Genomic DNA, 23,721 nt, shown 5'->3' on the forward strand with positions numbered 1-23,721 from the left:
TATACGGTATCTTCCCAAAGGTACATCCCTCTGTGGGTGAGGACGCAGCCATCATGGGAGTCTGTCCCAGCCTCCTTTTTTTATTTCTTTATTTTACTTCCAAGAGGCTAATATCGCCGTCTTCTCAACGGTAAATGACATTGGTTGTCCCATCTTCGGCATCTGAATAGATGAAGAAATCATGCCCCAGCAAATCCATTTGCAGCAGGGCTTCTTCTATAAAGACAAATCAAAGTCAAATTTCGTCTTCATTTTTCTATAATCCTTGTATCGTTGGATTTAGATTGAAAGCATTATAAAGCGCCTTTTTAGTGAGGTGCAGCAATGTCTGGCAAGTTAGCTGAATTCCCCTATATAGTCATCTTGGTATATCTTTTACTATGTCGTTAGCTTCGTTTGCTCTAACAGCCCGTGGGACTTTTTGCAGTTGTAGATAAGGCAAGCGAAGCATGCCTCAGCCGTAAATCAGTACAGCGCACACTTCCTTACTGCCTTTCATCCCCTGCCTCGCTTTCTCATTTCTAGGTCCGGTCTGTCGGAGCTAATGAAAGTTGGTTTTGATTTGCAAAGTGTCTAAGCACTGTGCTGCAGTTGTATCTTTACTCCGGATTACTGATTCTGCCAGTCAGCCGGATAGGTCACATAGATAAAGCGTGCCTTATCCTTGACAGAGAACTGAATATCGCTGCCTTTGGGGATATAGAGAATTTCTCCCGGACCTGCGCTCATCAGCTCGTCGCCGACGATAATATCCAGCCGGCCTTCAATCACATAGTCCACTTCGTCATAGTCCAAATGCCAAGGGAAGGTGGTCTTTTCCATGGTCATCAGCCCCAAACCCAGTCTCGGACTTTCATCCAGAGTCAGCAAATCTCTGGTATAGACTTGGTGGTCGGGATTGCCGGTATCCAGCCGGTCTTCCGGCCGGACATCCAAGCCGGGCAGGGCAATCGAAGCAACTCCTGCCTTGCTGACTTTCTTCTCTCCCGCTCCCGCGGCCAATTCTTCCAATAAAATTTTACGGACTAATGCTTCCAAGTCTGAACGATTTACATCTGTCATATCCTGCCTCCATTTCTAGCTTTCTGCTTCTTTTTTCGTCAAGAAGAATGCCAGCAGCACAGCAGTAATACCGCCGACAAATTTACCAATCATCATCGGCACAATCATTTCCGGTTTTTGACCGGCTGTGAAGCCCAGATGGTCGCCGATAACAAAGGAAGCAGATACAGCAAAGGCCACATTGATAATCTTACCGCGCCTGTCCATATCTTTAAGCATTTGGAACATAGCGATATTATTGGCCAAAGAAGCCACCAGACCGGCAGCGCCGACTTCATTCATGCCCAGAGATTTTCCGATAGCGGACAGGGGTTTGTTAGCTACCTTGGTAAAGACAGCGACCAGCCCGAAAGCTCCAGCCAGAGTGACCGCAATCGTTCCGACTACTCCGAAGGCTTCTGTCAGTTTTTCCGCTCCTACCGGATAAAGGCTGTTGAGCCATTCATTGCCAGTCAGGAGCTGAGCTGCACCAAAGGCCAGACCCAGAGTCGCCAGAATGACAATAATCTTACCAAAGATTTCAAAACCTTTAATCATGCCGTTTGGCGCCAGCAACAAACCGACAAAGATCAGTCCGGACACAATGATAATCGGTATCAGATTGACCAAGAGGGTGCCAAATGACAGCCCCGGTACGAAGAGTCCGCCCAAGAGACAGCCGATTGGAACAGTCACCAGACCATAGAGAATGCCCCGTGCCAATAGAGGACGGTCGTCTTTTTCGATGATGCCCAATGCCACCGGAATTGTAAAGACAATGGTCGGACCCATCATGGAGCCCAAGACAAAGGCTGCAAAATTTCCAACTGCTGGATCCTGCGCCAGACTAAGAGCCAGAGGAGCCCCCCCCATATCATTTGCGATAAAAGTTGTCGCAAAGATAGAAGGGTCAGCTCCTACCAAGCCGTAAAGCGGTACAATTACAGGCTTGAGCACATCGGCCAAGAGCGGAGCAATCACCATAATCCCAGCCATGGAGAGAGCCAAAGCTCCCATAGCCATGATTCCTTCTTCAAATTTTTCACTCAGTCCCAGCTTACCGCCGATACATTTATCCACAGCACCGGCTAGCATAAAGAGGACCATAATGTAAATGATAATTTTATCTACACTCATAACTTTACCTTAGTTTCTAATTATTCTTCATCACTTTGATATTCGACCTTGTCGATAATCGCCACTACGACCATATCTACCGGAATATTGGCCTTATTTAGGCTCATGCGGGCAGAACTGCCGGTTGTGACCATGACCTGATCGCCTTCGCCTGCACCGATGCAATCAGCTACAATAACCAGAGCTGGGTCGCTTTGATGTTCATTTAGCTGCCGTTCGACCACTAAAAATTTCAGACCGTTCAAATTTTCATCTTTTCTAGTAGCCCAGAGGCTTCCTTTCACTTTACCAACAAACATCCCTACCAACTCCTTTATTCTATTATTCTAATTTTATGGCGCTTGAGATAATCTCTGGCCAGAGCCGTCACAATCATGCCCTTGTCCATCCGGAATTCGTCCCCTTGGCGCAGACCCATTTCCTTCAGCCTGCCCTCTGTTATCAGACGGGTCTTGGCAGCAGGACGGCTGCAAGCCGAAGCAGCTGCCTGCTGTTTTTCCTGACTGGGCGCCAGAACAGCTAAGAGGCGGTCCTTTTCATAAAAGCACAGGCCATACCGTTCCAGCTTAGCTTTCTGCTGCTGCAGTTCCCGATAGAGGAGAGCCTTGGCAGACTGTTTGTACTGATTGACACGGAAGGATTCAAGCGGTGCCAACACTTCCTTGCCAGCCAGCAGAGCGCTCAGCAGGAGAGTTTCTGCTTCATTGATCGGACAGAGCGAGGCAATTCTCAGATAAGCATCCAAGCTCAGATTTTCCGCCAGCAGGCAGTCGGCCTCTTCCGCATCCTGAGTCAGCTGGTAGCCCTCACTCAGCAGCAGCGAGGCTGTGCTTTCCTGGCCCAGCAGATAGATGCGCTTGGCCTGAGACGCCTGCTGAAGGTTTTCTAAGAGACGGTCTGTAATCAGTTGAACAAGTTTATCAATATTTTCCATTCTGATAACCCTTTCTCCCAGCCGGCCTCACTTTTTCTTGATGATACGGCCGCGCATTCCCTTTTTGAAACCGCAGGCATTAGCTTCATCATAGTCAATATGCATATAGGTTGCAAATTTCGGGCTGACGCGAATCACGACATCATCAAAAATCAGCGGTCGGTCGCCTTCTACCTTAACCTGAACGATTTCATGGTTTTCAACATTGGCCTTTCTGGCATCCTCTGGCGTCATATGGACATGGCGCTTGGCAACAATCAAGCCCTTGTCCAGCGCAGTGCACTTGTCGCCGTAGGCCAAAACGACACCCGGTGTTCCATCAATATCACCGCTTTCGCGAATCGGTGCCTTAACGCCCAGCTGCAGGCAGTCGGTCAGGGAAACTTCCACCTGCGAATGCTGGCGGACGGGACCCAAAATAACAACATTGTGAAAGGCCCCCTTGGGTCCTACAAGAGTCACCCTTTCCTGACTGGCAAACTGTCCCGGCTGTGATAAATCTTTTGCTTTTGTTAATTGATAGCCAGGACCAAAGAGGGCCTCTAAATCGCTCTGACTCAGGTGTACATGGCGCCCGCTGGCTTCCACTTCAAAGCTGCCCTGCAATTCTTCCTGAACCTTATCAATTACCTTATTTACCAAATTTTCTAAAGACATTGCTGTTCTTCTTTCTCTCTTTATCTTAGAACCTGTATTCACGGAGGTGATGCTGGCACCTAATGGTCTATTTCCGTCATTCGAGGCAAGGTTTTGCAGGAATACGGGGCGTATTCAAAAAACTCTAACGAAGAATGGCGGAAAAAGAGACATTTAAATCCAAATAGGATCTATGAATAGAGGTTCTGACTCTTTGAAAATCTCTTCAGGCCTGCCGGCTAATACTCAATGAACATCATCAGCAAACTGAAAGTCTATATCAGCTTGCTATCAGCCACAGCAAGACTTCTATTGATTTCAATAACTGCGTAACCTTGCTGGCAAATACATCCCTGTCAGCTGCCAGTTCCTGCTCCAATTCCTTGCGCAAAAGGCTTGTTTCAATATAGGATTCATAGCAGGTCAGCTGCCAGAGCGGCGCGTCATAGCTCATCATGACAGCCTCCTGATCCAGCTGCTTGCTGACCCGGACAGCCTGCAGATCCGCATGACTGGCCAAATCGGCCTGGTAGTCAGAAATATCATCCAGAATACGCTGACCGACCATGTTTTCCAAGACCGACAGCAGAAGTCCCATCTGCTCACATTTTTCATCCTGAAAAGCAAGGTGCAGTTCTCTCTGATTCTTTAAAAAATAAGTATACAATTTGGTCAGTTTAAATAGTCGTGGATACACAGCAGAGTCTTCAAGTCTTGTAATGGGCATCCTGATGCCATCATCGGCTGAAGTTGCTTTTTTAGGCTGATTAGAATACACAATCTGAATATGGTGGTCCTTGAGAAAGCCTCTGGCCGCCGGCGTCAGTTTTTCATTGTTTTCTAACTCAAAGATGCCCTTGTCGGCAAGAGCTCCTTCTCGATGGAGCTTTCTAATCTTAGCTTCTGTAAAAACTGACATGTATTCACATCCTTCTACATATGGTTTTTCATCAGAGACAGGGAGCAGGATTCGAGCAGGCGCTGTCTTGACACTTCCCTGCGGAAGTTTTATTTCCAGTCTCTTTGCCACGCTTTCCCATTTCTGGGCTCGGGCTGAGACTGTCCCGCTCTTATCCTGTCTGCTCCCGCTCAGTGTGAATTCTCATAGCCTGAGTATCAGATTACTTAGGCAGAATCACTTCGACTTCTGCGTGCGGACGTGGAATGACATGGACAGAAACCAATTCGCCGACATTTTCAGCAGCTGCTGCCCCAGCATCGGTCGCTGCCTTCACAGCGCCCACATCTCCGCGGACCATAACGGTTACCAAGCCGGCTCCGACTTTTTCTTTGCCGACCAAGCTAACATTAGCTGCCTTGACCATTGCATCGGCTGCTTCAATCGCGCCGACCAGTCCTTTTGTTTCTACCATTCCTAATGCATTTGCGTTTGCCATAATTCTTTCCTCCAAAATGAATCGTTTATTCTTTAAATAACTTGCTTAAAATTTCCTAGTCCTGCTGCGGCAGAATCACTTCAACTTCTGCGTGCGGACGCGGAATGACATGAACAGAAATCAGCTCGCCGACATTTTCAGCAGCGGCTGCTCCGGCATCGGTCGCTGCCTTCACAGCGCCCACATCTCCGCGGACCATAACGGTTACCAAGCCGGCTCCGACTTGTTCCTTGCCGATTAATGTGACATTGGCCGCCTTGACCATTGCATCGGCTGCTTCAATCGCGCCGACCAGTCCTTTTGTTTCTACCATTCCTAATGCATTTGCGTTTGCCATGATTGTATCCTCCAATTATAAGTTTTTAATTTTTTACGCTTTTATTTTTTCCAGTACCCGTTGGACCAGAAGATTGACCAGCTGATCTTCATCAGCCCTGTCTGCTGCCTGCTGCAGCTTAGGTTCTTCTTCCGCCATGTTTTCTGCCTTGCGCAGATCAGCCAGCTCGACTGTTCCATAGGCCACGCGGCGGATATTGAAGAGATTGAGCGGACTGACATTGTCAGAAGTCGCACTGCCGCCGACTGCACCGCACCCCAGAGTAAAGGCTGGGAAAAGACCCGTAGTGGCTCCTACACCGCCCAGAGCTGCCGGCGTATTGATCAGCAGCCGGGAAACCGGTTTTTTCAGAGCAAATTCACGAATGATATTTTCATTCTGACTGTGAATTGCCAGAGTGTGGCCAGCTCCTTCATGGTGCAGAATTTTGATGCTGAGCTCGCAGGCTTCCAGCCAGTCCTTGACAGTATAGAAGCCCAGAACCGGCGCCAGTTTTTCCATAGAGTAAGGATATTGCTTGCCGACACCGCTTTCTTCGGCAATCAGCACTCTGGCATCCTCCGGTACATAGATACCGGCCAGCTGACCGATGACCTGCGGTGTTTTTCCGACCATTTTCGGATTCATGGCCCCGCTCGGAAGGATGATGAAAGCCCCCAGTTTTTTAGCATCTTCTTCCGGAACAAAGTAAGCACCCTGTTTCTTAAATTCTGCTACGATGGTTTCTTTCATCTCTTCTTCAACGATAATGGACTGCTCAGAAGCACAAATCACACCGTTGTCAAAGGTCTTTGAATCAAGGATCTGCCGGACAGCCTTTGGAATATCGGCTGTTCTCTCGATGAAAGCCGGGCCGTTTCCGGGACCGACACCGATAGCCGGCGTACCGGATGAATAGGCTGCCTTAACCATGGCATTGCCGCCGGTGGCTAGGATCAGGTTGGTATCCTTATGCCGCATCAGTTCGTTAGTGGCCTGGATTGATACCCGGTGAATCACTCCGACAGCCCCTTCCGGACAGCCGGCTGACTTGGCAGCCCGATTGATAACATCCACCGTTTCCTCAATGCTCTTAAGAGCATTTGGGTGAGGGGAGAAGACGATACTGTTTCCGGCCTTGAGAGCAATCAGGGCCTTATACATAACCGTTGAGGTTGGATTGGTAGAAGGAATGAGGCCAGCGATAACGCCGACAGGCACACCGACTTCCATGACCTTCTTTTCCTTGTCTTCCCGCAGGATACCCACAGTCCGCATATCCTTGATTTCTTCCAGAATCCCCTTGGAAGCCAGAGCATTTTTCAGCACCTTGTCTTCCCAGCGGCCGAAGCCCGTTTCCTTGGCGGCCATCTTCGCCAGCCGCTCGCGTTCGTCATAACAGGCCTTGGCCACCACTTTTACAATCGTATCAATCTGTTCCTGACTCATCTGCGCCAATTCCTGCTGCGCTTTCTTAGCAGCGCGGATCAAATGGCGCACTTCCTGAATCGATACCAAATCTTTATCTTCTAAATACATCCGCAATTACTCCTTTCCTAACACTTCCATCAAGGCCTGAATCAAGACTTTCTTGTTGGCAAACTTAATCTCTTTCTTGCTGAGACCAATCTCTTTCTGACGGTAGGCAAGGCTGCGTAATTCGACAACTTTTAAGGTTTCAAGTTCTTCTCTGGCGTATTTCCTTGTCTCTCCTTCAAATTCTTCTGCTGATTCAGCCGGACCTTCCTCTGGAAATTTGGGCTGATTTTCATTTTGTTCTGACGGGGCCGTATCGGCTGCGGCTTTTACAGCTGCAGCTGCTGCCTTGCTGTTTCTCTTTAGCACAAAGAGAAGATCGGTCTGCTGATCCAGCCGGGAAATGACATGGCTGGCCAGATAATAAGGCTCATCCTGTACTAAGTCGACCGCTGCATCCACAGCCGAACGGACAGCACTGACATCGCCAATCAACTGTACGGTATTCAAACCGGATTTGACAGTTTCAATATTCAGCAATGACACATTGGCTGCCTTTAAAGCTGCATCCGCCGCAACCACAGCACCGAGATAACCTTTTACTTCAATTAAACCTAGTGCTCTATTTGTCATTTAATCAACCCCTACTCAATAATTTTTGGGATCATTCGCTACGGCAATGACCGCATTCGCAAAGGCATCACAGGCAGCACGGCAGGCTGACTGAGAGCCGACCAAGAGACCGCCGGCAAAGTTGGTTTCACTAGGCGGTCCGTAAAAGGCTCCCACCGCCACATCAGCTGCTTTCAGCGCCGCATCAAGCGCCACCATAGCTTCTGCCGGAGGGGCAATCAAGTAAGCGATTGCCGTTCCCTCTTCAGCATTGGCTCCCTCAGACAGGTAGGAGCCCGCCCGGGAAATGCAGTGGGCAAAGTAAGGAATGCTGTCATCATCATTGGCACTGTAGAAGCTGGCTCCATTTTCGATTTCATAAACAGCCACATCCAGCCCGCTGCGGACTTCTTCCGGATTGGGGCCGGCTAAAATACCGATGACCTCTCCCGCTAGTTTTGTTGAGGCATTGCCGGCACCGGCATACATACTGCGGGCGTAGACCACTTCCACATCAGCCGCCTTGGTCGCCTCATCCAGAGCCACATAGGTCACATCATCGCAGTCAGATGTGATGATGCCCAGACTCCTGTGATAAGGCTTGAGTTCCAAAGAAGCTGCCAAACCGGCATCTACATTGGGAATCAGCAGGGCACTGAGTACATTTGCGCCTAATCGTTCATTTTTCAAAGCCACTACCTCCTATTATTTCAAATCAATTCCTGACTTCTTATTATCAAGAATCTTCTTAATGATTTCTGCTACATAGGCTCCTGCCTCAACGGCCGGTGTACCGCCCTTGTGAATATTGGAAACGACCGTCCGCTTGGCTTCCGGCATGCCGACTGTTGGCTTATAGGCCAGATAGGCACTCATGGACTCAGCCGTCACCAGACCGGGGCGTTCGCCGACCAGCATACAGATGACTTCCGCTCCGGTCAGCTCAGCGATTTGGTCCATAGCAGCCACCCGGGCATGCTTGATAAAGAGCACTTCATCAAAGTCCAGACCAAACATCTTGAGACCCTGTTTCAGAGCCGGCAGAAAATCCTTGACATTGGCCTCGATTGCTGAAGAACTGAGACCGTCTCCGACCACAATCTGCACTTTAGGATTGTGCTTGCAGTTTTCCTTGATAAAGGCCTGCTGCTCTGGGGAGAAGATTCGGCCCAAATCCGGCCGGGTCAGGTATTCATCCTTGCTTTCAGCCATGGTCTGAACCGGAATGAAGCCCATTTCTTTGACAAAATCATCGGAAACATAGGAGAAAACCGCATCCTGAGCAGCCGCATGGTCCGCCCGGAAACGCAGGACAGACTGAGTTTTATAGCGATTGCCTGCCCGCCACAGGCCCAGCCGGGCCGGAGTGAATTTCTTAATCTTCCGATAAGCTTCCTCGTTGATAGCATGGGGAAGCAGGAACTGCTCCTGAATATCTACTTCGGTAATATCCGGAATAACCCCATCCTCAATGACTGAGGAGTCCTGTTTGACCTCTGCCTGCAGAGAACCTGCCGGTTCTGTCCCCTGCGCTGGGGCCGCTGCCGGCTCAGCAGCCTGGTCGCCGCTCATTTCATTGAGCAATGAGCGAATCATTTCTTTTAATTGCAATTCATCCACAATGACATCCTCCTTACTAATTTGATTTCATAAATACAGAACCGTCGCCGCCGATTTCTGTCAAATGGCCGTCTTTCATCAGGCCCATCTTTTCCATCCACTCTTCAAATTCCTTAATCGGACGTTTATTGAGCAAATCACGCATGGTAGCCGTTTCGTGATAACCAGTCGTCTGATAGTTGAGCATGATGTCATCGCCGTGAGGAATAGCCATGATGTAGTTGACATTGGCAGCTCCAAGGAGAACCAAGAGATTTTCTGCATCATTTTGATCAGCCTTCATGTGGTTGGTGTAGCAGATATCACAGCCCATGGAAATACCGGTCAGTTTGCCCATGAAGTGGTCCTCCAAACCAGCCCGGATGACCTGCTTGGAGTCATAGAGATATTCCGGTCCGATAAAGCCGACGACCGTATTGACCAAGAATGGGTCAAAGCGTTTGGCAAAACCATAGCAGCGGGCTTCCATCGTCACTTGGTCTGCTCCATGGTGAGCATCAGATGAAAGTTCAGAACCTTGACCGGTTTCAAAGTACATGACATTCGGTCCGGCCGCTGTACCGACCTTGAGGGCTGTGTCCCACGCTTCCTGGATTGTTGCCGCATTAAAGCCAAAAGCTTCATTCCCTTTTTCCGATCCGGCGATAGACTGGAAGACCAAGCCGGTCGGCGCTCCCTGATTCATGGCTTCAATCTGAGTGGTAACATGGGCCAGTACACAGTGCTGGGTCGGAATCTTATATTCTTCAATAAAGTCATTGAATTTATGGAGAATCCGCTTGACACTTTCTACCGAGTCATCTACCGGATTGAGCCCCAGAAGAGCGTCCCCGCAGCCATAGGCGAAGCCTTCCATGGTCGAAGCCATGATACCGTCAGGATCGTCTGTGGTATGGTTGGGCTGGAGACGGGATGAGAAGGTTCCGGGCATACCGATGGTTGTATTAGCATGTTTGGTAATGACAATCTTATTGGCCGCCACAATCAAGTCCAGATTGGTCATGAGCTTGGCTACAGCAGCGACCATTTCAGAAGTCAGTCCGCGGGAAATCCACTGAATATCCACATTTTGGGTCTTATTGTCCAAAATCCATTCCCGCAGTTCTTCTACGGTCCAGTTTTTAATCTTTTCATAGGTCCGCAGATTGACATCGTCAATGATAATCCGGGTCACCTCATCTTTTTCATAGGGGACCACCGGATTATTGAACAAATCGGACAGCTTGAGCTGAGCCAGCACGACCTTGGCTGCCACCCGCTCTTCTGCGGATTCAGCAGCAACGCCGGCCAGCTGGTCACCGGATTTGTATTCATTGGCCTTGGCCAGAACTTCTTTTACGGATTTAAATTCATAAAGCCGGCCAAATAATTTTGTTTTCAAAATCATTGATTCCTTCCTCCTTTGTATCAATTAAACACCAATGTTTTGACGACAATCGGCAGGACAGAGCCCTCAATCACCGGATTGCCGATGTCAATATAGTCTCCATTTTGAACATCCACCGAGTCAATGCAGACGAAAGGATAGCCCTCTGGCAGCTGGGAGAACAGACACTGGCCCAAAACCTTGGCCATATCTTCTCTGACGACAACCAGAAGCGGGATTTTCTTGTCGATGCTTTCCTTCATGCCGCCGACAATGGCTTCAGCATATTCCAGAACACGGGCGAAGCTAGGGCTCTTTTCTCCATTGATAGCCAAAGCCACCTGCTGGACTTCATTTTCCAAAGTAAACCAGCCCACCTTATCCCTGATGATCTGCTGCAGCCCTTCCCTGCCTTCCAGCTCATCCGAAGCAGCCAGCTTGAGCACCGGGATGTTCTTGATTGGCAGAATGTCTGAAATGTAGGTAATGGTGCTGCCGCTGACATCGGTCGTGTGGCTGCCGGCACCGACAACGGTGGCCCGAATGGTCTCGGCCGGCTGAATAACCTTCTTTTGCTGGAAAATCTTTGACTGCCTAATCGCCCGGCCCAGCAGGATACCGATGTCGCCGTAGCGAAAATCATCATCCGCAGCAGTGTCAGCATAGATCCCATCAGCCACTCCGCCTGAGAAAGAGACGCAGCGCAGCTCATAGCCGAGCTTGAGACCATGATTGGTCTGCAGCAGTTCGTAGTAGGGATTGGGATGGTCAATGCCTAGAGACTGCTCTAATACGGAGACCATTTCCTGAATCAGCCTGTCCAGATCAGCCCGATTGACTGTCTGGCCGACCGCCAGCTGCAGGTTCTTATCTGCAATAATGGTCTGGAGTTTGGGGGAAATATAGCTAATCCGCTGGCTTTGCGGATCCAGCCTAATCAGCCGGCCTCCGATATCAAAGCAGCCCGTATCCACCACATCGCCCTCCCGGAAGACTGCCAGGTTGGAAGTCCCGCCGCCAATATCAATATTGACCACCGAAGTATGGTGTTCCTGAGAATACTGATGGCTGCAGGCCCCCTTGCCGGCAATGATGCTCTCAAGATCCGGACCGGCCGTCGCAACGACGAAGTCCCCGGCATAGCCGCTCAGAGCCTCAATCACCTGGCTGGCATTCTCCTTTCGAGCTGTTTCACCAGTAATGATGACCGCTCCCATTTGAATATCTTTCTTCTGGATGCCAGCCTTGGCGTATTCATTCAGCACGAACTGTTTGATCTTCTCCACTTCAATCAAAAGCTGATCTGAAATTGGTGTAAAAATAATATCGCTTTTATACAGAACTTTCTTGTCTGTAATATAGACACGAGGAATAGTAAACACAGATGCAATATTCTCAATGGTCAGCTCGGACAGGATCAGCTGTGTAGTCGCTGTCCCGATATCCAGCCCCACACTCAAAATTCTATCTGACATACTAAATACCTCCAAAAAAAGACGCTCAAAGCCATGCAAACAAAAGTGAATTCATTTGCATTCTTCAAGCGTCATTGCTTTTTCGACTGACATCATTGTTAGTCTGTAACTATCTTATTTATTGTTTAAATCGAATGGTTGTTACCGTCCCAGTATCATCCGACTGGATGGATAACCTGCCTAATAGCTTGCTCTGAACAAAGCGATCAACCAAGAGCAGGCCCAAATGGTCGTCAAAGGATTGATCTGCCTTGTAACCGCTGCCATTATCACTTACTTTTAAATTGATTATATCATTTTTAAGTCCGACCTGCAAATGAATCTGCGGTTTTTTAACAGCCATCTTGTCCTTAAAGGCATGTTCATAGCTATTCTGCAGCAGTTCATTGACAATCAGGGCCAGTGATGTGGCCCGGCTGCTGTCTAAGCAGATGTCAGGCTCCAAACTATAGGTCAGTGCACTGTCCAAATGGCCGGAAAAACAGCGCTGAACATTTTCAATAACCTTTTCCAGCAGCTGCTCTATCTGGATGCTGTCGTCCTGCTGAGAAGACAGCAACTCGTGTGTCGCTGCGATGGAGAGCACACGGTTCATACTATCGCTTAAGGCTTTTTTGGTCGCAGCTCCCGGGCTCTGCTGAGCCTGCAGCCGCAGCAAGGACACAACAGTCTGTAAGTTGTTTTTAACCCGATGGTTCATTTCACGAATGGTCGCCGTATGGCTGAGAAGCTGCGCTTCCTTTTCCTTGACATCCGTTATATCCTTGCAGATCATGACCAGATTGCCGTTCTCAGGCAGCAGATAGCGCTTAACTGAAAAACAGTAGGCACCGTAATGAACCTCGACTTGATGAGGGTTTTCTTTGGGCGCTTCCCCGCCCTTTTGCCAAATCTCCTCAAAAGGCAGGCTGTCTAAAACCAGATTGCTGTAGTGCATACCCTCGATGGAGTCCATATAGCCCAGCTTATTGCGGTAGGCTTCAGCTGCCGCCTGATTGAAATACATCAGATAGCCGGCCCGGTCAAAGATCAGAAAAGCTTCATCAATATAATCAAAAAGGGCCAGTTCTTTCTGTTCAACGCTTGCAGCAGCATTCCTTCGCTCAGAGACTGCTGCCCGCTCCTGCTCCAAAGAAAAGTGAGCAGGCAGGCTCTGCGGAGCATTCCTTTCGATAATCAGAGTTCCGATGACCCGGTCTTGCCTTAAAATGGAAAAACCGTTTGGTGGATGGCCAATCCCTCCTGTGACAAGGCGGATAAGCCGATTGAAGGTGCACCCGTTTCCAGAGTGCGAATCACGCCCGGCTCATTTTCCAGATAGGCCATAGCACCTACTACCGAATTTTCATAGAGGCTTTGATTGCTCTCAGGCTTCTTATGAAAAATGACAATTGCGTGCTCTGAATAGATGTTCTTCACGTCAATAAAGACATCTTCATTGGCATAAGAAGAACTCTTCAGCAGCTCATCAGCCTGCCGCACAAGATACTCAATATCAGCTTCATCTAAATTGGTCTGTTCCTGGCAAAGCTGCTTTATCTTATCTTTATACTTCATGTCACATCATCTTGGAGCACCAATAATTTTGCAATTTCAATCATGGGCACCCTTTTCTGCATACTAATTGTCCGAATCCGCTTAAAAGCTTCCGGCTCAGATAAATGATCCCGGGCCATGAGCAGCCCCTTAGCCTTTTCAATGACAATGCGGTCGTCAATTTTTTTGGACAGCTTGACCATTTCATTGGACATCTGCTGCAGCTGACGGCCTTTTTCGATGCAGACTTCCACCATCGGAATCAATGATTTGGAGTCCAGCGGCTTGACCAGATAAGCACTGATGCCGTTTGCCTTAGCCTTTTGAACATAGTGCTCATCGCTGTAGGCTGACAGCAGAATGACACTGTAAGCCAAAGCGTCTTCCAGAATCTTTTTCCCAGCCGTCAGACCATCCAGCAGCGGCAGCTTAATATCCATCATGACCAAATCACAGCGATATTTCTGGCACAGATCAATGGCCTCAAAACCATCGGAAGCCTCGGCTACCACTTCATAGTCTGCTGCTTCTAAAATTCGTCGAATATCCAATCTCACAATCGGATCATCATCAACAATGAGTATTCTGCCCTTCATACTTCCCCTCAACAGTCTGATTGATTTTTTATACTCTTTGAAAATCTCTTCAAACCACATCCGCTCCAACAGTTCATGTATGGAAAGGAGAGAGCGAGGCAGAGAGTGCAGACAGAGAGCAGTCTGCGTCAAACTGGTCCTGCTCTTTGATTTAGTCAGCTCCTTTTACTTTTATCGTCTTTCAGTTTGCTTTTAGTCGCCAAATGGTCTGGGGGAGTAAAAAGGTTCGGGGAACCTTTTTAGCCCCTGCCCAAAAAATTAAAAGCAGGGAAGGTTGAGACAAAAGTCCTTCAGTTTCGCTTTGTTTTGGTAAAAAACTCTTGACGCGGTAGCTGATTGGACTTTTTGTTCGTCTTTTAGACTCCAAAAAGCTCCTAATCATCCTCGCGGGGCTGGGACAACGAACTAAATTTTTAAAAATTTAGTTCTGTCCCACCGCCTTTTAGCCCCTGCCCAAAAATTCAAAAACAGGGAAACTTTCAGCCTATCATCTTGAAATAAGAAAATGACGGGCAAACGAATGGACTATACTGACTTGGTCATCCTTATGACAGCCTCGAAGCAGTGCCCGCTGCTTTCTCTCGAAAGCTCCGTCTGCCGCCTCAAAAACCTCTGCGGGGCTTTTTTGAGCGGCTGGCTCCTGCCTGATTGCTGATGATTTTCGCTGAGCATTAGGTCCGTGTTACAACGGTGCTGGAAAAGCCAAGAATCTCCTCCAGACCCTGCAAAACGGCAAGGAGAGCTGCTTCAACAGAAGAAACATCGCCGGTCATAACAACCGACCCGCTGAAACGATCCACAAAACCAACTTGAACATCCGCAGCCTTGGTTGCAATATCCACTGCAATAATGGCTGCCTCACTCGGAGTGATCGTCAAGATTCCAATCGCATCCTTTACTTCAGCCTGCAAGCCCAATTTCTCGAAAATAACTTCTTCAGGGTTGGCGATAAGATGCGCTAAGGTCACTTGTTTCCCAGGAACGTATTCCTGTATCATTCTTTGTTTTTCTTCCAATTTAGTAAACCTTCTTCATTTTATTTAAAGTTTAGAAGTGTACCGCATGCTCTTAATTATTATACTATAAAATTGCCAATCCAGCAATTTGGAAGATTAAAAGGCACTCTCCAAAACACCGAGAAGTTCTTCTGCAGTAGGGACTCTTGGATTGGTCACGGTACAGCCGTCGCGCAGAGCAGCTTGGGAAATTTCTGTCTTATGCTGAGCAAAAGCATCCGGTGCTACACCATAGTCTCTCAGAGAAAGCGGCATGTCCAGCTTGCGCTGCAGCTTCCGGATCGCATCTGTCAGCTGCCTTACTCCCAAAATCGGACTGGAAGCACTGCATCCCAAGAGCTTGGCAATGGCCTGATAGCGTCCGGCCACAGCCTTATCAGGAGCCTGTCTGCCCCGGTTTGAAAGACTGACATTCGCATTATACTGAATGACATGGGTCATCAGAATGCTGTTGAGACGGCCATGAGGGACATGGAATTTTGCTCCTGCAGCATGGGCAAGACTGTGATTGACCCCCAGCGAAGCCGTATTGAAAGCCATGCCGGCTAAGGTGGATGCTGCGTGCATTTTCTCACGCGCTTCCACATCCTGACCATCCTTGTAGGCCCGCGGCAGGTATTCAAAGACCAGCTTAATCGCCTTTTCTGCCAATGCATCCGAAAAATCAGTAGCCTTGGTAGAAACATAGGCTTCAATAGCATGAGTCAGAACATCCATACCCGTATCGGCCGTGATATTGCTCGGCAGAGACAGGACTAAGTCAGCATCCAGAATAGCCACATCCGGCAGAATTTCACTGGTCACCAGCGGGTATTTGGTCCCCTTTTCTGCATCGGTAATAACTGAAAAATCCGTCACTTCCGAGCCGGTGCCGCTGGTCGTCGGGATAGCAACGAGGAGAGCATCCTGAAAGGCTCCCTGCTTCTTGGCAAAATAATACATAGCCTTGGAAGCATCAATGGCTGATCCTCCCCCGACCGACAGAACCATGCTGATGGGACTGTCGCCGGCACTCTGGATACCGGCCACAACGGTTTCAATCGGCGGATCCGGCACAATATCGGTAAAGACCACGATCTCATTGCTGGCATCCAAATTGGCCAGAATAGCATCCAGCTGACCCGATTTCTTCAAAAAGGGATCCGCCACCACTAGGATGTGCTCATTTTTATAATGGCTTAATTGCTGCAAAGCGCCTTTGCCTACACACAATTCAGTCTTATAGCAAATTTTATACATGTTTTCTCCTTTCTATCACATCATTTGTAAACAAAATAAGCCATATGAAACAACACTACTCCCCTACACAAGGCCTAGTATTTTCATATAGCTGCATTGCTTATATGCACTCTTGGAAAGTCAAAACATCCTCCGCCGGCTGCTCCTTAGCTCACTGGCACAGTTTTTCCTGACTTTCGCTGAGTATCTTCAGTACCCCTTTGTACTATATAGGAATTATAACACAAAAGCGCTTTCAAGGCAATAAAAAACTCATTAATATAAGAAGTTTTTCAATCTGCCCTGAAAATCCTCCGAAAGGAGAATTCTTGCTGCATTCTCATCAAAATTGATTCAAATCTCTTGTAATTCCCTGACAAAGGTGTTACAATTTAGATACTAGGAAATTGATTTTAGTACTTTTAAGGATATGGAAGTTTGGTGCAAATCCAACGCGGTCCCGCCACTGTGATAAGCTTGCTTACAGGCTTTAAGTCAGGTCTTTATTCTTAAATTTTAGTAGATTTCATGCCTCGATGTAAGGTAGTGATGTCAGTTTGGAACATTCATTTTAGCATAGTTTCCATTATTGACTCTACGTTTAAGTACGTTAATTTTCTAAAGATGAGGCTTGTCCTGATCTTTCTGCAAAGGAGCAGAGTCAATAATCGGAAAGCTACTGCTAATCAAAGGCGCTTAGCAAGAAGTTACAAAGAAGTACAAGCAGCTTTCTCTTTTATTAAAATCAAAACAGGTTCTGTCTTTCCAGCCGCCGGCAGGGGAGGGACAGGACCTTTTGTCTGCATCCCGTCAGCTTCGTATCTTTCTATCGCTTGATTGCAAGATGCAGTGGTTGAGTGGCTTCTAATTCGTTGATAAATCAACTCTTACAAGCCTGCTCAACTGTGCGGAGGCGGGACGACAAAATCGAAGACTCCGCCTTACCGATTTTTTATACGGTATCTTCCAAAAGATAGCTCCCTCTGTGGGTGAGGACACAGACATCATGGGAGTCTGTCCCACCGCCACTACTAAAAGCAAAGGAAAAGACTGTAAAACAAGCAAAAAAACGAATCAAGGGCGGTGCGCAATTTCCAACTGCCCTTGATTCGTTTTTTCAGTACTAGCTGCAACATACCGCTTCTTACATCCGCCTGCATTAGCTGCGCTTGCTGGCCCATCTTTCTACATCTGCCTTGCTAATATTGTGAAAGACCTTGGCTCCGCGTTCGTAGGCAATGTCTTCCTGGTGTTTGCTGAAATTGACTACCCGCGCCAAAGCAAAGAAATAATCAGACAGGCGGTTGACAAAAATCAAAACATGGTTATTGATTTCGGCTGTCCACATCGTTGCGACAATATGGCGCTCGGCCCGTCTGGCAATGGTGCGGGCCACATGAATCATCGATGCAATTTCATCTCCGCCCGGCAGGATGAATTTTTCCAAAGCAGGAGGAATATCCGCATAGGTGTCAATCCTTTCCTCAATCCAGTCAATCAGCTTCTGGTCTACCTTATAAGGATAGACGCCCTGAGGGGTTGACAGGTCCGAGCCGCAGTCAAAGAGATAATGCTGCAGCTGAAGCAGCTCCTCTCTCAGCTTGTCTTCTTCCTTCATTTTACTGATGGTGTAGCCAATCCAGGAGTTCAGCTCATCGATGGTGCCGTAAGCATTGACCCTTTCTGCATCCTTGGCCACACTTTGGCCGCCGACCAGCTTGGTCAGGCCTTTGTCTCCTGTTTTTGTATAAAGTTGCATATCCTACCTCCTCTAGCTTATTGGTCGCGAATATCAATATAATCTTCTTTTTTCAGTCTGCCTTCCTCAAAGGTCGGCATGTGTTCCATGGTATAGACGGCATTTTCCAGCAAAAAGAATGCCAAAGGACAGCCAGAGCCTTCGCCCAGCCGCATCTCCAGCAGCAGCATGGGCTCTAAGCCCAAATGGCGGCTGACAATCTGATAGCCGGGCTCAGTCGAAGCGTGTGAGGCAAAGACATAGTCCACTACAGAGGGACTCAGCCGGCTGGCTATCAAAAGGCCGGTCAGGGAAATCAGGCCGTCAACAACGCAGGGCAGCCGATAGCGGGCGCAGGCCAGATGAGTCCCGGCCATCCCCAGCATGTCCAGCCCGCCCAGCTTAGCTGCTATATCCAGAATGTCCCCATAAGGAGCATGCTGCTTGAGACACTGTTCGATGACAGCCGTCTTGTGAGCCTTCATGGCCTGAGTCAGCCCAGCTCCGTAGCCAGTCACTTCTGCTGCAGGCAGGCCCAGAGCCGCTGCAATCACAGCCGCTGATGTAGTGGTATTGCCAATCCCCATTTCTCCGGTTCCAAAGAGCCGATAGCCCTGACCGATGAGGCTTTTGGTCTTCTCATAGCCGACTAAAACAGCCTCCAAAGCCTGAGTGCGGGTCAAAGCCGGCTCCAGCAGCATATTTCTGCTTCCGGCGCAGACCTTATCTCTGCTTTCTTTAAAAATATCTTTTTTGCAGCCGATGTCCACCAGGCAGATATCCGAGCCCACATGGTCTGAGATAGCACAGAGACCCGTTTTGCCGGCCAGAATATTGCTGGCCACAGTATAGGTGGTCTCCTGAGGATTGGCAGATACACCTGCTTCTGCAATACCATTGTCTGCCACATAGACCAGAACGATTTTTTTCGCCAGGTCAATCCGGCCGTCAAAGATGGCAAAAAGCCGCGCATAGGCACTTTCTAACTTGCCCAAAGCACCGAGAGGCTTGGCCAAGCTGTCGCAGTAGGCATGGCCCGCCTGCAGCTTGGCTCTGTCCAGCGGGCCAATCTGTTCGATAATGTGTTCCAATTCATTCAAATGATTCTGTCACCTCCCTGACTGGCTGAACCCCCTCATACATCAGCTGAGAAAGGCTGCGTTTCTGATAATAGTCCGAAACAGCCGAACGGGCCAGTCTTGCTTCCAGCTGAGGCAAAAGCTCCAGCTCTTCTGGCCGCAGCAGGAGACCGACAAGAGTTCCGCTGTGGGCAATATTCAGACCCGGAAAGCTAAATTCCTCCGTCAGCCTCATCAGCTCTTTTAGATAAGGCTTGGGCAGACGCTGATCGTTGAGCAGGGCACTGTAAGTTGCCAGCTGTCCGACCTGCTCCACATCTCGCTGCCGGCAAGCCTTCTGAAAGAGGGGCAGAAGCTGCTGGGACTCTGCGGCTGGATAGCTGCAGCAGTCCTTCATCCGGACCAGATCAAGCGTAGCCTGCTCTTGGGCCGGCTCAAGGATATACACATAGAGATCCGGCCGCCAGTCTGTCTGCCAGATAATCTGCCCGGACAGGGGATTGATAGCTGTCCAGTCCGCAAAAGCTACCGAATCTGTCGGTTCAATACAGGCGCAGAGCCGGGTCAGCTCCGCAGCCGTCAGGAGCTGACCCCTTTGGACAGCCGCCGCCTGCAGGCAGCTGATCATATCAGCCGTACTGCTGGAATAACCCTTGCCGACCGGCAAATTCGACTCCCGGCAAAGAGCCAGACTGTCACCTTCTGCCAAAAGAGCCACTGCCTGCCGGACTTTCTCCCCCGGCAGCTGAACCGGCTCCGGAGCGTCTGCTGCCTGCAGAGCAGCGCAGCTTCTTCTGTCAATGCCGTAAGAGAGCAGCACTTCCTGCTCCCCGAACAGTCCCTGAAACAATTCGCCGCAGGAGCCCGGACAGGAAATCTTAATCTCTCGCATCGTCAGCCTCTTTCATCAAGACCGCTGTCAGGGCAGCCAGCAGCTGTTCATTCTCTTGACGGCTGCGAATGGCTACCCGGTAATGACGGTCAGTCAGATTAGGATAGTTTTGACAGGAGCGGATAAAAATTTTTCTTTTCCGCAGTTCCTGACGCAGGTCCAGCGGCCCCAGATACTCAAAAAAGATATAATTCACACTGGGCCGGACCGGCCGCAGCTGTGCCACAGCACTCAAACCCTGATACAGAAAGGCCTGCTCCGCTCTCAGCCACTGTCTGGTCGCCTCCTGATAGTCTCGGTCGCCCAAGAGGGCCGGCACCGCCTTATCCGCCAAAGCATTGACTGACCAGGGTGCCCGGCTGCCTTCAACAGCCTCAAAGCAGGCCGGATGGCAGCTGAGGGCATAGCCCAGACGCAGGCCGGGAATCGCATAAAATTTCGTCAGCGAGCGCACGACTACCGCATTGGGAAAATCCTTGAGAGAGTAAGTAAAACTAAAGTCCCGCTCGTCCTCCAGAAAGTCCATGAAGGCTTCATCCACAATCAGCACCATCTCGCGCTCCTGCAGAAAGGACGCCAGCTTTTCCAGCTCCGACCGCCGGCTTAAAGAGCCCGTCGGATTATTGGGATTGCAAATCAGAACGGCATCGCCCGCTGCCAGTGTCTCCAAAGCCGGGAGCAGCTGCTCAAAGCTCCAGCTGTAATCCGGAGCTTCTAAAACAACCCGCTTTGTCTCAGTCTGGACCTGTGCAAAGGCTTTTTCATACTCCATAAAGGTCGGACTGAGCGTCAGCAGGGTCTGCGGATGAAAGAAGCGGGCCAGATCATAAAAGAGCTCCACCGCACCATTGCCCAAGAGAACCTGAGAACTGTCCAGCCCATGGTGGTCCCCCAAAGCCTCTCTGGAATGCCGGTAGACACTATCAGGATAGTGCACCAGCGCATCATCCAGAGCATCCAGCAGGCAGTCTCTGAGCCGAGGGGACAGGCCCAGCGGATTGATATTGGCACTGAAGTCCAGGCAGTCATCCAGAGAATAGCCAAAGGCCTCTGCCAAAGCTGCTGCATTTCCTCCATGCTCTACAATCATAAAGTCTCACTCTCTTTCTCTGCTGATTTTATCGTCCTTTAGTTTATCTTTTATTCCTTTATTAGCTCAAGCCGGGACAACAGTCCTCAACTTTGTATCTTTCTATCGTTTGACTGCAGGACACAGCTGTAGGGAGAGCTTCTGTGCTGACTTTGGTCAGCCAGCATCTCCCCTGCCCAGTTCATTAGGCGTTTTATACTTAAAGAAAATCAAAAAGCAAACTAACAGACTCTACTCTAAGTATAACACAAAAGCCCCTGCCCCTGATACAAAAGATCAGTCATCAGCCGTCAGGTATTTTTTCAGCTGCTCCACTCCCTGATTCTGGGTCGAAGAAATCTCAAATATCTGACTTGCTCCGGCCGTTCTGAGCTGCTGCCGGGCTTTTTCAAGCGCTGCTTCACTCTCTGCCAGATCAATCTTAGTCACAATGCCGATTACTTCCTGATTGAAGAGAGAGGAAAACCCCTGCGGAAAAGTGTGCATCTGATTTGACGCTTCCACCAAGAGTCCAATCACATCTGCCTCTGTCGCAGTCACGCTGAGAGCGTTGTAGTATTTCCTATGCTGCAGAAATTCCCCCGGCGTGTCAATAATGGCATCGTAAAACTGAATGGCCTGCGTTTTATAATAGTTCAGCTCCAGTCCTTTGAGCCGCTGGGTCAGGGTCGTTTTTCCAACCCCGACTGGACCGACAAACATGATTTTTTTCATCTTCTATTCTCTTTCTCTTTTTTACAGCCGTTATTGCTGCTGAGGACCTGCAGCCAGCAGGAACGTCTGCCTATCTGGTCAGCTGGGCTTCCGTGCCGTCCAGCTTTATGGTTTCTCTGCCCTTGAGCAGGACTCCCTTGTTTTCGTCCCGGCCCTGCAGATAGTAGAGTTCATCTTCCTGACCATAGGTTTCAATGGCCTGGGTAGCTAAAAGACCGATTCCCTTGCTTGGGTCTCTCAGAAGATTGAAGATAATGCCCATCTGCAGCTGAGGAAAATCTTTCAGCATAGCGTAGTCGCCATTGCTGTCACCGGCAATTAAAATCGGATCCTGATTGCCGTGATTCACTGCAATCAGCTTCTTAATCGTTTCTGTCTTGCCTTCTCCCTGAGTCTGAGCATAGCGGCTGTCATACTCTGGCTGGATGATTCCATCGCTATCCTTTTCCAGCCGCATAGCTGTGATATGATCTTTGGGAATATTGTAACCGTATTTAGAATTGCTGGCATAAGGGATGATCACATCGATATAAGAGGCGGAACAGATATAGACATCTATCCCCTGAGACATCAGCGTCTGATAGAGATTCTGCATTTCTTTGACAGAACGCACCCCCCTCTTGAAGGTTACGCTGACCTGGCCTGCCTGCCCTTTCAAATCTGCCGGGCTTTCCCAAGTTTCAGAAGTCAGCTCATCTGTCAGTGCCTGATCAATGGACTTTTCAGCCAAAGCCTGCACCTCTTCAGAGGTCATCCCGGCATAAAGATAGGTCACCCAAGGATAGCTGATATCAGAGCTGAAGGTATCCCCGATAGCTTCATAAAGATAGCGCAGTTTAGCGGCAAAATCCTGATATTCATTGGTCTTGCGGACAGCTTCCAGCGGCTGATTCCCATTCATACCGGAATAGCTGTCGTAAAGAACGGCGTAATCGTTCAGCAGATCCTGGGCAATCCGGTCAATATTAACAGGCTGGCCATCCTTATTATTGTATTCTCCGGCAAAATCATCCGCCGGCAGATTGGTCCGAACAGCCAGATTAAATTCTTCCGGCGTCATTTTAAAAGCCAGATTCTCAATCTGATAGGTAAAGGTCGCTTCTCCGATGTCATTGATGACCGAAGTATTATCCCAGTCAAACACAGCATAGGGCTTCTTATCAGCCTGATAAGCTGCACTGCCCTTGCCATTATCCTCAATCAGCTTAGACAGACGGCTGTATAATTTATCTTCCCAAGCCCCCTGCTCCAGAGTTTTAGCTTTTTCTGATGACTGACTGCTGCTGGCAGCCGAACTCTGCTCCGTCTTATTGTTACCGGCCTGACAGCCTCCCATCCCCAAGAGCAAGACCAAACCGCAAAGCAACACAATTCCTTTTTTTCCCATAGCTGAAACCTCCTTTTAAATCTGATGCCTTCCTTCCTTTCAGCAGCAAAAACCAGCAAGACTCCAAAAGAGTCCTCTTACAATCCTCTCGTTCGCCTTGAACATCAGCCTACCATCTTGATAAAAAACGATAGACAGCGAGGTGCTCAAAAGAGCCACTGAGGCTGTTGAGGTGGCAGATGAAAGAGTTTGCTCTGATGATTTTATGGCTGATGCAGGCTGCAGCAGCCTCACAGACTTGATGAAAGTTGAGAGTGGGACAAAAATCGGTCAGACGGAGTCTTCGATTTTGCCGCCCCAGTCTCTTGCTACTCTCTGAAAATCATCAGCAAAGCAGAAAGCTGACCGCAGGCAGCACTGACGTAGTTTGAAGAGATTTTCGAAGAGTATGATCTGCCACCTCTAACAGTCCGGGGACAGTTAGAGCAAACCAAGCTAACGGCGG

General features: G+C 49.0%; 23 protein-coding genes, 2 pseudogenes and 1 riboswitch. All 25 genes and pseudogenes read right to left on the reverse strand.

What is annotated here, in order from left to right; all coding sequences use genetic code 11:
- Window positions 1-124 precede the first annotated feature (124 nt).
- Window positions 125-226 (reverse strand): annotated as a pseudogene (locus tag STRDD11_RS05975) (sigma 54 modulation/S30EA ribosomal C-terminal domain-containing protein); the annotation flags it as partial.
- Window positions 227-609: 383 nt separating this feature from the next.
- The gene (locus STRDD11_RS05980; protein WP_128836348.1) at window positions 610-1,062 is read right to left on the reverse strand and encodes a cupin domain-containing protein; all 453 of its coding nucleotides are present in this window, start codon (window positions 1,060-1,062) and stop codon (window positions 610-612) included.
- A 15-nt stretch (window positions 1,063-1,077) separates the two neighbouring features.
- The gene (locus STRDD11_RS05985) at window positions 1,078-2,178 is read right to left on the reverse strand and encodes an ethanolamine utilization protein EutH (RefSeq protein WP_128836349.1); all 1,101 of its coding nucleotides are present in this window, start codon (window positions 2,176-2,178) and stop codon (window positions 1,078-1,080) included.
- Between the two features lie 20 nt (window positions 2,179-2,198).
- On the reverse strand, window positions 2,199-2,477 hold the full coding sequence (locus STRDD11_RS05990) for a EutN/CcmL family microcompartment protein (protein WP_128836350.1): 279 nt from the start codon (window positions 2,475-2,477) through the stop codon (window positions 2,199-2,201).
- A gap of 14 nt (window positions 2,478-2,491) precedes the next feature.
- Window positions 2,492-3,112 carry an ethanolamine utilization protein gene (locus STRDD11_RS05995; RefSeq protein ID WP_128836357.1) on the reverse strand — a complete coding sequence of 207 codons (621 nt, stop codon included), beginning with the start codon at window positions 3,110-3,112 and terminating at the stop codon, window positions 2,492-2,494.
- Window positions 3,113-3,139: 27 nt separating this feature from the next.
- Window positions 3,140-3,769: an ethanolamine utilization phosphate acetyltransferase EutD gene (eutD, locus tag STRDD11_RS06000; protein WP_128836360.1), complete on the reverse strand. Its 630-nt coding sequence runs from the start codon at window positions 3,767-3,769 to the stop codon at window positions 3,140-3,142.
- 259 nt (window positions 3,770-4,028) lie between these two features.
- On the reverse strand, window positions 4,029-4,667 hold the full coding sequence (locus tag STRDD11_RS06005) for a hypothetical protein (protein ID WP_128836362.1): 639 nt from the start codon (window positions 4,665-4,667) through the stop codon (window positions 4,029-4,031).
- A 202-nt stretch (window positions 4,668-4,869) separates the two neighbouring features.
- Window positions 4,870-5,145, reverse strand: coding sequence for a propanediol utilization microcompartment protein PduA (gene pduA, locus STRDD11_RS06010; protein ID WP_128836365.1), 276 nt, complete (start codon window positions 5,143-5,145; stop codon window positions 4,870-4,872).
- A gap of 55 nt (window positions 5,146-5,200) precedes the next feature.
- Window positions 5,201-5,482 carry a BMC domain-containing protein gene (locus STRDD11_RS06015; RefSeq protein WP_128836367.1) on the reverse strand — a complete coding sequence of 94 codons (282 nt, stop codon included), beginning with the start codon at window positions 5,480-5,482 and terminating at the stop codon, window positions 5,201-5,203.
- A 33-nt stretch (window positions 5,483-5,515) separates the two neighbouring features.
- On the reverse strand, window positions 5,516-7,000 hold the full coding sequence (locus tag STRDD11_RS06020) for an acetaldehyde dehydrogenase (acetylating) (RefSeq protein WP_128836369.1): 1,485 nt from the start codon (window positions 6,998-7,000) through the stop codon (window positions 5,516-5,518).
- Between the two features lie 6 nt (window positions 7,001-7,006).
- The gene (locus STRDD11_RS06025; RefSeq protein WP_128836371.1) at window positions 7,007-7,570 is read right to left on the reverse strand and encodes a BMC domain-containing protein; all 564 of its coding nucleotides are present in this window, start codon (window positions 7,568-7,570) and stop codon (window positions 7,007-7,009) included.
- Window positions 7,571-7,585: 15 nt separating this feature from the next.
- Window positions 7,586-8,239 (reverse strand): ethanolamine utilization microcompartment protein EutL, encoded by a 654-nt coding sequence (eutL, locus tag STRDD11_RS06030; protein ID WP_164828404.1) that lies wholly within the window; start codon window positions 8,237-8,239, stop codon window positions 7,586-7,588.
- A gap of 15 nt (window positions 8,240-8,254) precedes the next feature.
- On the reverse strand, window positions 8,255-9,169 hold the full coding sequence (gene eutC / locus STRDD11_RS06035) for an ethanolamine ammonia-lyase subunit EutC (protein WP_128836375.1): 915 nt from the start codon (window positions 9,167-9,169) through the stop codon (window positions 8,255-8,257).
- Between the two features lie 16 nt (window positions 9,170-9,185).
- On the reverse strand, window positions 9,186-10,556 hold the full coding sequence (locus STRDD11_RS06040) for an ethanolamine ammonia-lyase subunit EutB (RefSeq protein WP_128836377.1): 1,371 nt from the start codon (window positions 10,554-10,556) through the stop codon (window positions 9,186-9,188).
- Window positions 10,557-10,576: 20 nt separating this feature from the next.
- Window positions 10,577-12,010, reverse strand: coding sequence for an ethanolamine ammonia-lyase reactivating factor EutA (gene eutA / locus STRDD11_RS06045; protein WP_128836380.1), 1,434 nt, complete (start codon window positions 12,008-12,010; stop codon window positions 10,577-10,579).
- Between the two features lie 118 nt (window positions 12,011-12,128).
- A pseudogene (locus tag STRDD11_RS06050) lies at window positions 12,129-13,567 on the reverse strand (sensor histidine kinase).
- A complete protein-coding gene (locus STRDD11_RS06055; RefSeq protein ID WP_128836382.1) occupies window positions 13,564-14,142 on the reverse strand; it encodes an ANTAR domain-containing response regulator in 579 nt (192 codons plus the stop codon). Before STRDD11_RS06055 ends, STRDD11_RS06050 begins: the two are co-directional and overlap by 4 nt.
- 671 nt (window positions 14,143-14,813) lie before the next feature.
- Entirely contained in the window at window positions 14,814-15,158 is a 345-nt protein-coding gene (locus STRDD11_RS06060; RefSeq protein ID WP_164828405.1) for a BMC domain-containing protein, read from the reverse strand.
- A 96-nt stretch (window positions 15,159-15,254) separates the two neighbouring features.
- Entirely contained in the window at window positions 15,255-16,397 is a 1,143-nt protein-coding gene (locus STRDD11_RS06065; protein ID WP_128836385.1) for a 1-propanol dehydrogenase PduQ, read from the reverse strand.
- Between the two features lie 384 nt (window positions 16,398-16,781).
- Window positions 16,782-16,934: riboswitch (adenosylcobalamin (AdoCbl) riboswitch) on the forward strand.
- Window positions 16,935-17,535: 601 nt separating this feature from the next.
- Window positions 17,536-18,135, reverse strand: coding sequence for a cob(I)yrinic acid a,c-diamide adenosyltransferase (locus STRDD11_RS06070; protein ID WP_128836387.1), 600 nt, complete (start codon window positions 18,133-18,135; stop codon window positions 17,536-17,538).
- A gap of 17 nt (window positions 18,136-18,152) precedes the next feature.
- The gene (gene cobT, locus STRDD11_RS06075) at window positions 18,153-19,214 is read right to left on the reverse strand and encodes a nicotinate-nucleotide--dimethylbenzimidazole phosphoribosyltransferase (protein ID WP_128836390.1); all 1,062 of its coding nucleotides are present in this window, start codon (window positions 19,212-19,214) and stop codon (window positions 18,153-18,155) included.
- Entirely contained in the window at window positions 19,207-20,085 is an 879-nt protein-coding gene (locus tag STRDD11_RS06080) for a GHMP family kinase ATP-binding protein (protein ID WP_128836392.1), read from the reverse strand. The genes cobT and STRDD11_RS06080 overlap by 8 nt, the downstream gene beginning before the upstream one ends.
- On the reverse strand, window positions 20,072-21,175 hold the full coding sequence (gene cobD / locus STRDD11_RS06085) for a threonine-phosphate decarboxylase CobD (protein ID WP_128836394.1): 1,104 nt from the start codon (window positions 21,173-21,175) through the stop codon (window positions 20,072-20,074). Before cobD ends, STRDD11_RS06080 begins: the two co-directional genes overlap by 14 nt.
- A gap of 276 nt (window positions 21,176-21,451) precedes the next feature.
- The gene (locus STRDD11_RS06090) at window positions 21,452-21,889 is read right to left on the reverse strand and encodes a EutP/PduV family microcompartment system protein (RefSeq protein ID WP_128836396.1); all 438 of its coding nucleotides are present in this window, start codon (window positions 21,887-21,889) and stop codon (window positions 21,452-21,454) included.
- Window positions 21,890-21,959: 70 nt separating this feature from the next.
- Window positions 21,960-23,276, reverse strand: coding sequence for an HAD family hydrolase (locus tag STRDD11_RS06095; protein WP_128836399.1), 1,317 nt, complete (start codon window positions 23,274-23,276; stop codon window positions 21,960-21,962).
- Between the last annotated feature and the right edge of the window lie 445 nt (window positions 23,277-23,721).

Source organism: Streptococcus sp. DD11, assembly GCF_001578865.1.
Lineage (GTDB): Bacteria > Bacillota > Bacilli > Lactobacillales > Streptococcaceae > Streptococcus > Streptococcus panodentis.